The sequence below is a fragment of the Mesorhizobium intechi genome (genome assembly GCF_002879535.1).
Classification (GTDB): domain Bacteria; phylum Pseudomonadota; class Alphaproteobacteria; order Rhizobiales; family Rhizobiaceae; genus Mesorhizobium; species Mesorhizobium intechi.
Genome location: NZ_PNOT02000207.1, coordinates 1 through 9517, shown reverse-complemented (window position 1 = coordinate 9517; position 9517 = coordinate 1). Strand labels below are relative to the sequence as shown.

Annotated in this window: 11 protein-coding genes and 1 pseudogene; 8 read left to right on the top strand and 4 right to left on the bottom strand. The window is 63.0% G+C overall.

What is annotated here, in order from left to right; translation table 11 throughout:
• Window positions 1-62: 62 nt before the first annotated feature.
• Window positions 63-977: an oxygen-dependent coproporphyrinogen oxidase gene (gene hemF / locus C1D09_RS17525; protein ID WP_143975499.1), complete on the bottom strand. Its 915-nt coding sequence runs from the start codon at window positions 975-977 to the stop codon at window positions 63-65.
• A gap of 152 nt (window positions 978-1129) precedes the next feature.
• On the opposite strand from hemF, the gene C1D09_RS17520 reads away from it, so the two are divergent.
• Complete coding sequence (locus C1D09_RS17520; RefSeq protein ID WP_032933697.1) at window positions 1130-1387, top strand: hypothetical protein; 258 nt, start codon at window positions 1130-1132, stop codon at window positions 1385-1387.
• On the opposite strand, the gene soxR is transcribed toward C1D09_RS17520, so the two are convergent.
• Together soxR and C1D09_RS17510 are read right to left on the bottom strand one after the other, a co-directional pair.
• Entirely contained in the window at window positions 1384-1830 is a 447-nt protein-coding gene (gene soxR, locus C1D09_RS17515; RefSeq protein WP_143975498.1) for a redox-sensitive transcriptional activator SoxR, read from the bottom strand. The two genes, C1D09_RS17520 and soxR, sit on opposite strands and share 4 nt — an antisense overlap.
• A gap of 155 nt (window positions 1831-1985) precedes the next feature.
• On the bottom strand, window positions 1986-2444 hold the full coding sequence (locus C1D09_RS17510; RefSeq protein ID WP_143975497.1) for a tRNA (cytidine(34)-2'-O)-methyltransferase: 459 nt from the start codon (window positions 2442-2444) through the stop codon (window positions 1986-1988).
• A 491-nt stretch (window positions 2445-2935) separates the two neighbouring features.
• Here C1D09_RS17510 and C1D09_RS17505 point away from each other — a divergent pair, with 491 nt between their 5' ends.
• From C1D09_RS17505 to C1D09_RS17485, 5 genes are read left to right on the top strand one after another with little or no spacing between them, the layout of a single operon-like run.
• Window positions 2936-3331, top strand: coding sequence for a hypothetical protein (locus tag C1D09_RS17505; RefSeq protein WP_143975500.1), 396 nt, complete (start codon window positions 2936-2938; stop codon window positions 3329-3331).
• A gap of 30 nt (window positions 3332-3361) precedes the next feature.
• The gene (locus C1D09_RS17500) at window positions 3362-5248 is read left to right on the top strand and encodes an ABC transporter ATP-binding protein (protein ID WP_143975496.1); all 1887 of its coding nucleotides are present in this window, start codon (window positions 3362-3364) and stop codon (window positions 5246-5248) included.
• 10 nt (window positions 5249-5258) lie between these two features.
• Window positions 5259-7142, top strand: a complete 1884-nt coding sequence (locus C1D09_RS17495) for an ABC transporter ATP-binding protein (protein ID WP_143975495.1) — start codon at window positions 5259-5261, stop codon at window positions 7140-7142.
• 4 nt (window positions 7143-7146) lie between these two features.
• Window positions 7147-7614, top strand: coding sequence for a GNAT family N-acetyltransferase (locus C1D09_RS17490; protein ID WP_143975494.1), 468 nt, complete (start codon window positions 7147-7149; stop codon window positions 7612-7614).
• Between the two features lies 1 nt (window position 7615).
• Window positions 7616-7927, top strand: coding sequence for a DUF6665 family protein (locus C1D09_RS17485; RefSeq protein ID WP_143975493.1), 312 nt, complete (start codon window positions 7616-7618; stop codon window positions 7925-7927).
• Window positions 7928-7986: 59 nt separating this feature from the next.
• On the opposite strand, the gene C1D09_RS17480 is transcribed toward C1D09_RS17485, so the two are convergent.
• Window positions 7987-8331: a cupin domain-containing protein gene (locus tag C1D09_RS17480; RefSeq protein WP_143975492.1), complete on the bottom strand. Its 345-nt coding sequence runs from the start codon at window positions 8329-8331 to the stop codon at window positions 7987-7989.
• A 315-nt stretch (window positions 8332-8646) separates the two neighbouring features.
• Here C1D09_RS17480 and petA point away from each other — a divergent pair, with 315 nt between their 5' ends.
• Window positions 8647-9207, top strand: a complete 561-nt coding sequence (petA, locus tag C1D09_RS17475) for a ubiquinol-cytochrome c reductase iron-sulfur subunit (protein WP_010911121.1) — start codon at window positions 8647-8649, stop codon at window positions 9205-9207.
• A 16-nt stretch (window positions 9208-9223) separates the two neighbouring features.
• Window positions 9224-9517 (top strand): annotated as a pseudogene (locus C1D09_RS17470) (cytochrome b); the annotation flags it as partial.

Genomic DNA, 9517 nt, shown 5'->3' with positions numbered 1-9517 from the left:
TGCACCGCCCGCCCTGTGTCCTCGACTTGACGCGATTCCAGACGGAATTTTTCCGGCTGATCCTACGGCCAGCGCACCTCCGGCGGCAGGCTGGACAGGATCGAGGCGACATTGCCGCCGGTCTTCAGGCCGAAGATGGTGCCGCGATCGTGAAGCAGGTTGAATTCGACATAGCGGCCACGGCGGATGAGCTGCTCGTCGCGATCGCCGTCCGTCCAGTTTTCGTTGAAATTGGCGCGCGCGAGGTGGCCGTAGACGACGAGGAACGAGCGTCCGACGTCCTGGACGAAGTTGAAGTCGGCGTTCCAACCGCCCTTGTCCTCGCCAGAATGCAACCAGTCGAAGAAAATCCCGCCAACGCCGCGCGGCTCGTTGCGGTGGGGCAGGAAGAAATACTCGTCGCACCAGGCCCTGAATTTCGGGTGGTCGGCGACGGCGGCGTTCTTTTCACAAGCGAACTGCATGGCGCGGTGGAAGGCAACGGTGTCGGGATCGTCCTGGGTGCGGCGGCGGTCGAGCACCGGCGTCAGATCGGCGCCGCCGCCGAACCATTGCCTCGAGGTGACGACCATGCGCGTGTTCATGTGAACGGCCGGAACGTTGGGATTCCAGGGATGTGCGATCAGCGAGATGCCGGACGCCCAGAAGCGCGGGTCTTCCTCGGCGCCGGGCATCTGCTTCCTGAATTCGGGCGAGAACTCGCCGTAGACGGTCGAGGTGTGGACGCCGACCTTCTCGAAGACGCGGCCATGCATCATCGACATCGTGCCGCCGCCACCCTTGCCCTGGTCACGCTCCCACGGCGTCTTTTCGAAACGGCCCGGCGACCATGAGGCGAGGGGGCCCTGGAGATCCTGCTCGATCTGTTCGAAGGCGCCGCAGATGCGTTCGCGCAGCGCCTCGAACCACAGGCGCGCCTTCATCTTCTTCTCTTCAATGTCGGCGGGCAGGCCAGCGGGTATTTCAGGTCGTTCCAAAGTGCCGTCTCCGGTTGCGGGGTGGCCCGCCCCTACAAATGACTCGTCTTTTGCCGGCGCGATCCCTAATCTCTTAGGGAACAGGGTCAAGTCACTTTGCTTTTGCGCATGATCCTTTCGGGGGTCATGCGTCAGGTGCAGGGAGTTGTTTCGTGCGCACCCCGGCAAGACCGCCGCTGGATGGCCTGAAGAAACGGCTCGATCAGAGCCGGACCGAGCGCGCACGCATGCCGCGCGACGGTTTTCTGCGCGAGACCTTCGTCCTGCCGCGCTCCGATGCGCGGCTCAAGGCCAAGGAATGGTTCGAGCGCTTTCCCAAACAAGCCTACTGGACCGAGATCGAAAGCTGGTTCGAACGCCCGGGCGACCTGATCGAGTTCACCATCAGGCGGTTGCCGGCGGCGGACTAGGGGCCGACCAACAGCCTGCGCGCGCCCGCTCCTTCCCTTGCCAGCCGGTCGCCCTTGTTCCTTAGCGGGCATTTGTCGATCGACATGCAGCCGCAGCCGATGCAGTCGGTCAGCCCGTCACGCAGCTTCTTCAGCTGATCGATCTTGTGGTCGAGCGCGTCGCGCCAGGCGGTCGACAGCAATCCCCAGTCGTCGCGCGTCGGCGTGCGGCCTTCGGGCAGCGACGCCAGGGCTTCGCCGATTTCGGCGAGCGAGATGCCGACCTCCTGCGCGACCTTGATGATTGCCACCCGCCGCAGCACGTCGCGGCCGTAACGTCGCTGGTTGCCTGAGGTGCGGTGGCTGCGGATCAGCCCGCGCGCTTCATAGAAATGCAGCGCCGATACCGCCACGCCGCTGCGCATGGCCACCTGGCCGACCGTCAATTCCGTTCCTGGAGCCATTTTCGATTTTCCGCTTGACCTCAAGTTAAGTTGAGCTTGTAGCGAAGAAACGTCGATAGGGCAAATGACAGGAGAAGGCGATGTGCGCCTTGATGAGAATGGCCGGAGAAACCGCTGTCGTCGGCGACGGCAAGGCTGTCGGTGGGCCGCCGATCCTATCCGAGCTGCCGGACGGCTTCGCCCGCCACCATGGCGACGGACAGCGCGACGTTGATGCTGCGCGCGCTGCCCTGCATGGGGATGGTCAGCCGCGCATCCGCCGCCTGATGGACAGGATCCGGCACGCCCGCGGATTCGCGGCCGAACAGAAGGATGTCGCCGTTCGCAAAGCTGAAGCTGGTGTAGGGGGTCGCAGCCTTGGTCGACAGAAGCACCAGCCGGCTCCCGTCCTTCTTGCGCCAGTTCTCGAAGGCGTTCCAGTCAATGTGCCGGGTCAGGGCAGCCATTTCGAGATAGTCCATGCCGGCACGCTTGAGCGCCTTGTCGGAAAGCGGAAAGCCGGCCGGCTCGATGATGTCGACGCCAAGGCCGAGGCAAGCGGCGAAGCGCAGGATTGTCCCGGTATTGCCGGCAATATCCGGCTGGTAGAGCGCGATGCGGAGACGACGGTTCATTTCCGTATCTTTCTAATAAGTGGCAGATCGGCCACAGGAACTTCCCGGTTTTGGAAATTGCTGGGCCTGCGGGTGGCCATTTTCTGCGAAGTCGGGTATGTCAGTCGCATTGTCAATCCGAACCGATGGAGGGGACATTCATGATGACCATGCACATCCAGCGCCCCTCTCGTGGGCTTGTACGCCTGCCGGCGGCTTCGGTACGACGATTCTCCTGACTCTCTAAGACTTGATCGCACCGATTCCCGCCGAAACGATTTTTCGGCACTCGAAGGAATCCTGCGATGTTTTTCAAAAAGTCAAAAGGGCTGAACGCCCCACCTGAACATGTCCGGACCGACTCGTTCAGTCGTGTCCGGACCGAGGCTTGTCGTGTCCAGATCGATGCCGAGCGTCGGTCGCGGACGGAAGCAATCCGCGCCTCCGGCCGAATGCCGGCGGACGATGTTGCCTGGCCTTTTCATCTCTATTTTCACACGGAGGACGGACCGATGTTCGATCCCTACAGAATACCGGGCTCGAGGAGCCTGCATATCCACCGACTGCCGACCTGGGCGCTGCTGATCGGCGAGACCTATTCGTCCGCGGTCCATGCCGAAGTCCGTCGCCGGCCGCATCGCGGCATGCTGCCGGATGTCGATTTCTCGCATGCTGTTCCGGACCCCAGCCGGCCTTCGCTGGTGCGCCGGATCATCCGGCTCATCAGGCCGGGTGGTAAAATCCGGCTTGTCGACGCCACGTCGTCAGGATCGGCAAACGAGCCTGTCGGCGAAAAGCCCGCGAGCCCCTATATTGGCCGAAGCAGGGCCGACGGTCCGGACGATTCCGGACCGTCGGCCCTCGGCGCCACACGGTCCGAGGACTTCGTACATTCACGCGCCGCGTAAGCGGAAAACAGATTTTCACAGGCATGACCCATGGTGTTGTTTAGCTGGTTTGAAAGAAGGCTCGATCCGTTCCCCGCTGCGGAACCGGTCGAGCCGCCAAAGACGCTGGTAGCCTTCTGCCTGCATTATACGCGCGGCGCCTGGCCCTATATTCTCGTTGACGCGGTGCTGGTGGCGGCCATCGCCATCGCGGAAGTGTGGATGTTCGGCTTCCTCGGTCGCATCGTCGACTGGCTGTCCGGGCAGAATCGCGAAACCTTCCTGCAGACGGAAGGCTGGAAGCTTGCCGGAATGGCATTCATCGTGCTGTTCGCACTGCCGGGCACGGTATGGGTGCATTCGCTGCTGAACCAGCAGACGCTGATGGGCAATTATCCGATGCGCATCCGTTGGCAGGTGCACCGCTACCTGCTCAACCAGTCGATGAGCTTCTACCAGGACGAGTTCGCCGGCCGCATCGCCACCAAGCTGATGCAGACCGCGCTCGCCGTGCGCGAATGCGTCATCAAAGTGATCGACGTGCTCAACTACGTCATCGTCTATTTCCTGGGCATGCTGTTGATCGTCGGCTCGGCTGACTGGCGGCTGGCCGCGCCTCTGGCGGTCTGGCTGGTCGGCTACGTGCTGTTGCTTCGCTACTTCATTCCCCGCCTTGGCAGAGTCGGGGAGGAGCAGGCCAATGCGCGCTCGATCATGACTGGTCGCGTCGTCGACAGCTACTCCAACATCCAGACGGTCAAGCTGTTCAGCCATGCCAAGCGCGAGGCGACTTTCGCCAGGGAAGGCATGATGGGCTTCCTCGACACGGTCTACCGGTCGATGCGGCTGGTGACGGTGCTTTTCGGCACACTCTACATTCTGAACGCCCTGCTGCTGTTCTCGGTCACCGCCATTTCGCTGTGGCTGTGGATGGGGCAAGTTGTGACGATCGGCGCGGTCGCCGTGGTCATCGGCCTGGTGCTGCGGATGTGGGGCATGTCGCAGTGGATCATGTGGGAGATGTCGGGCCTGTTCGAGAACATCGGCACCGTACAGGACGGCATCGCCTCGATCTCGCTGCCGCGCCTTGTCGAGGACAGGCCGGATGCGAAGGAGATCGCCGTTTCCAGGGGCGAGATCCGCTTCGAGGACATCCGCTTCCACTATGGCAAGCAGAAAGGCGTGATCGAAAACCTGTCGTTGACGGTCAAGCCGGGCGAGAAGGTCGGCATTGTCGGCCGCTCCGGCGCCGGCAAGTCGACGCTGGTCAATCTGCTGTTGCGTTTCTACGATCTGGAAGCTGGCCGGATCCTGATCGATGGCCAGGAGATCGCCGGCGTGAAGCAGGATTCGCTGCGCGCCCAGATCGGCATGGTAACGCAGGACACCTCGCTTTTGCATCGTTCGGTGCGCGAGAACATCCTCTATGGCCGGCCCGATGCTTCGGAGGAGATGCTTGTCGAGGCGGCGCGGCGGGCCGAGGCACTGGACTTCATTGGCGGGCTCGCGGATCACAAGGGCCGCAAGGGCTTCGACGCCTATGTCGGTGACCGCGGCGTCAAATTGTCCGGCGGCCAGCGGCAACGCATCGCCATAGCTCGCGTTATGTTGAAGGATGCGCCTATACTTATCCTTGACGAGGCGACGTCGGCGCTGGATTCCGAGGCGGAAGCGGCCATCCAGGAGAACCTCTACAAGCTCATGCAGGGCAAGACCGTCATCGCCATCGCCCACCGGCTGTCGACAATCGCCGCGATGGACAGGCTCGTGGTGATGGATCAGGGCCACGTCATCGAGGAAGGTTCGCACGAGGAACTGGTCGCCAAGGGCGGGCTCTACGCGCAGCTGTGGCAGCGCCAGTCGGGCGGGTTCCTGCTCGAGGACATACCGGCCGATGTCGCCAATGACGTTATCGCGAAGGGGCAAGCCGCAGAATGATGGCCGCCGCATGATGACAGCCATCTATCGCTGGTTCGAGAACTGGGTCTATCCGTTCAGGGAGCCGGCGAATCTTCGGCCGCCGTCGAGTGTCGGCGGCTTCCTATGGCACTATGTCGGCCAGGCGAAGTTCGCTTTCTTCGCCATGCTGGTCATCGGCGGCATCGCGCCGCTTGTCGAGGCCGGCCTGTTCTACTTCGTAGGGCGGCTGGTCGACATCCTCGACCAGCTTCCCGGCGAGCGCAGCTGGCATGCGCTGTGGGCCGCCGCCGGCCCCGAGCTGGTGTTCATGATCGCGGTCGTGCTGGTCATCCGCACCATCGTCGTCGGCCTGTCGGCGCTGGTCGACGAACAGACGATCACGCCCGGCTTCTACAATCTGGTGCGCTGGCAGGCGCACCGGCATGTGTCGCGCCAGTCCTACGCCTTCTTCCAGAACGATTTCGCTGGCCGCATCGCGACGAAAGTCTGGCAGGCGGGGCAAGCGACCGGCGACCTGATGGAGAGCTTCATCGAGGTCGTCTGGTTCATGGTCGTCTACACGGTGACGACGCTGGCGCTGGTCGCCGGACTGGATCTCAGACTGGCGGTGCTGGTGGTGATCTGGATTTCCGCCTTCGGCTGGCTGGCGAAACTTTATCTGCCGGCGATCCGCAAGCATGCCGAGGCGACCGCCGAGGCCGGCTCGATGATCAATGGCCGCCTCGTCGATTCCTATTCCAACGTCCAGACGCTGAAACTGTTCGCGGCCGACGGCGACGACCGCTACATAAGGAGCGGCTTCGACATCTATCTCGACGCGTTGCGCCCTTTCACCCGCCGGCTGACCGGCGTGCGCATGGCGCTGACGACGCTGTCGGGCATCATGATCACTGCGATCGGCTGTTTTGCCGTCTATCTCTGGGTCGAGGGCTCGATCACCGTCGGCGCGGTCGCCTTCACGCTGTCGCTGGTGCTGCGGCTCAACATGCTGCTTGGCCGGCTGATGATGCAGCTCAACAGCATTCTGCGCAATCTCGGTGTGCTGGAGAATTCCAAGGCGCTGATCTCGCAGCCGCTCGGGCTTGTCGATGCGCCCGATGCCAGGGAGCTTGTCGTTGCCGGCGGACGCATCGACGTGAAGGGCGTCGAGTTCCACTACGGAAAGGGGTTCGGCGTGCTGAACGGCATCGACCTTGTCGTCAAGCCCGGCGAAAAGGTCGGGCTCGTCGGGCCATCGGGTGCCGGCAAGACGACGCTCGCAAACCTGATCCTGCGCCTCTACGACCTGGAAGGCGGGTCGATTGCTATCGATGGCCAGAACGTCGCCAAAGTCACGCAGAATTCGCTGCGCGCCAATATCGGCGTCGTCAGCCAGGATACGGCGCTCTTCCACCGTTCGCTGCGCGACAACATCAAGCTCGGCATGCCGGACGCAACCGACGCCGAGGTGATCGCGGCGGCCAAGAAGGCCGAGGCGCATGACTTCATCCTCGGCCTGCGCGACAACCGGGACCGCGCTGGCTACGAGGCCTTTGTCGGCGAGAGGGGCGTGAAACTGTCGGGCGGCCAGCGCCAGCGCGTGGCGATCGCCCGTGTCTTTCTGAAGGACGCGCCGATCCTGATCCTCGACGAAGCGACCTCGGCGCTCGATTCCGACATCGAGGCTGCGATCCAGGAGAATCTCGCCCGGCTGATGGAGAACAAGACGGTCATCGCCATCGCCCACCGGCTGTCGACCATCGCCGCGCTCGACCGCCTTGTGGTGCTGGACGGCGGCCGCATCGTCGAGCAAGGCACGCATGACGAACTGGTGGCGCTCGACGGGCTTTATGCGCGGCTGTGGAAGCGGCAGTCCGGCGGCTTCCTCTATCACGAGGAAAGCGTACTCGAAGAGACGCGGCCGGCGGAGTAGGGGCATGGGCGGAACGCCGGAAGCCGGTTATGTGCTCAAGCGGCTGCGGCCGACCACGCCGGCCTTCGACAGGCTGAAGGATGAAAGCCGGCTGGAAGGCTACTGGATGCTGGTGCGACTGGCCAATGGCTGGGCAAGCGGCCGCAACAAGTTCCTGAAGCGGGGCGAGGCGTTGTTCGGGGCGTGGCATGGCGCCGAACTTGCCGGTGTATGCGGGTTGAACATCGATCCCTATGTCGAGGGTAGGGACCAGGGCCGGGTCCGTCACCTGTTCGTCAGCGCGCCTCACCGCCGCGCCGGCCTCGGCCGGATGCTGGTCGAGACCGTCATCGATCGGGCTCGGCGCTATTTCACCGCGTTGAACACCCGGGCGCCGCAGGACGCCTTCGGCTTTTATGAAAGGCTTGGCTTTCGGCGCGTGGAAGGTGAAGAATTCATCACCCACCGCATGCTTTTCGGGAAGGGGAATTGAAATGTCCTTGCGTCCACCATCCCATCTTGCCGGCTCTTCGGCCGCAGAAGCGGCCTTCGACGCGCTTGGCCACGAAATCCTGGCCGAAAAGGCGGCCGCACTTGGCCGTGCCGGCCAAAAGGTCGAGGAAGCGCTGGCCAGGTTGCGCGACAATGCCGATGAGGAATCGCGCCCCAGGCTTCTCAAGGAGGCCGCCGAGGCGGTGCACGGCTATTTCATCCAGCGCGAGCTGTGCGGCTTGCGCAAGCACGATGCCGTCATCCGCGAGTACGGCATCCCCAGGGCTGTTCTGGTCAGGCTCGGCGCCAAATAGGGGCGCTTTGTTCGACCAGGATCTTTCCGAAAACCAGCAGCCACCTTTCGGGATCTCGGTCACTCCAGCCACTTCGTGATGAACGTGCCGTTCTCGTGAACGTCTGTCGTTTCCAGAGGACCCGGACCGAGATTGGTGAATTTGTGCGGCGTGTGGGGTGGCACGATGACGATCTGGCCGGCTGAAGCCTCGATTTCCTTGTCGCCCACGGTAAACAGGCCGGTGCCCTGGCGGATGATGAAGATCTCGCTGTAGGGGTGGGAATGCAGCCGCGGGCCGCCGCCGACATCGGGCAGGTAGTTGAAGATCAGGCAGGAGTTGGAGCCGTAGGCGCCGCCTTGCAACTCCCCCTTCCAATGGTCGGAGCGAACTGCCCATTCGTCGCGGTCTATGACGTGCGCCATGTGAAGGAGGATAGATCACACCGGCGCCCTGTGTCGAGGCAAGCTGGAGCCTTGGATTTTGCTGATATTTCCCGGTTGTTTAGCCGCCTTTTGCGGCCATTCGCCGTCCCGCCGGACAATAGGGGATTTTGTCCCCGCGACAATCTGCCCTTGTGCCTTGACCCGTCTGGACAAAAACGGGCTTCACGCATAAACCGAAGTCCAAATGCCGGAGGAATTCGCTAGCCTGTTCGCCATGCGCTGTCGGGTTGGCGTGATTGAGCGGGGAACAAGGCTCGGCCACCGGCGCGGAAGAGGCGAAAGGATCAGGCACCCGTGAGCGCAACCGACATCCACGATCCCAATCGTCGAGATTTTCTTTATGTCGCCACGGGCATGGCTGCCGTGGTCGGGGCCGGCGCCGTCGCCTGGCCCTTCATCGACCAGATGCGCCCCGATGCCTCGACGCTGGCGCTCGCCTCGGTGGAAGTCGATGTTGCCTCGTTGACGCCTGGCATGTCTCTGATCGTCAAGTGGCGCGGCAAGCCGGTCGTGGTGCGCAACCGCACCGAAAAGGAAATGAAGGACGGCGAGGCCGTCAACCTCTCCGATCTCAAGGATCCGATCGCCCGCAACGCCAACCTCCCGGCCGATGCGCCGGCGACCGACGCCAACCGCACCACGCCCGGCAAGGAAGCCTGGATGGTGATGGTTCAGGTCTGCACGCATCTGGGCTGCATCCCGCTCGGCCAGGAAGGCGATTTCGGCGGCTGGTTCTGCCCTTGCCACGGTTCGCAATACGACACGGCCGGCCGCATCCGCAAAGGCCCGGCACCGGAAAACATGGCTGTGCCGGTATTCAAATTCATTTCCGATACCAAGATCCTTATCGGTTGAGGCAGGGGATATTTCGATGAGCGAGGGACACTCGACCTATACGCCAAAGACCGGTATCGAACGCTGGTTCGACGCCCGCATGCCGCTGCCGCGGATGGTTTACGACAGCTTCGTCGCCTATCCGGTGCCGCGCAACCTCAACTATGCCTGGACCTTCGGCGGCATCCTGTCGATCATGCTGGTGGCGCAGATCTTGACCGGCATCGTGCTGGCCATGCACTACACGGCCGACACCAATCTGGCCTTCGGCTCCGTCGAAAAGATCATGCGTGACGTCAATTCCGGCTGGCTGTTGCGCTACATGCATGCC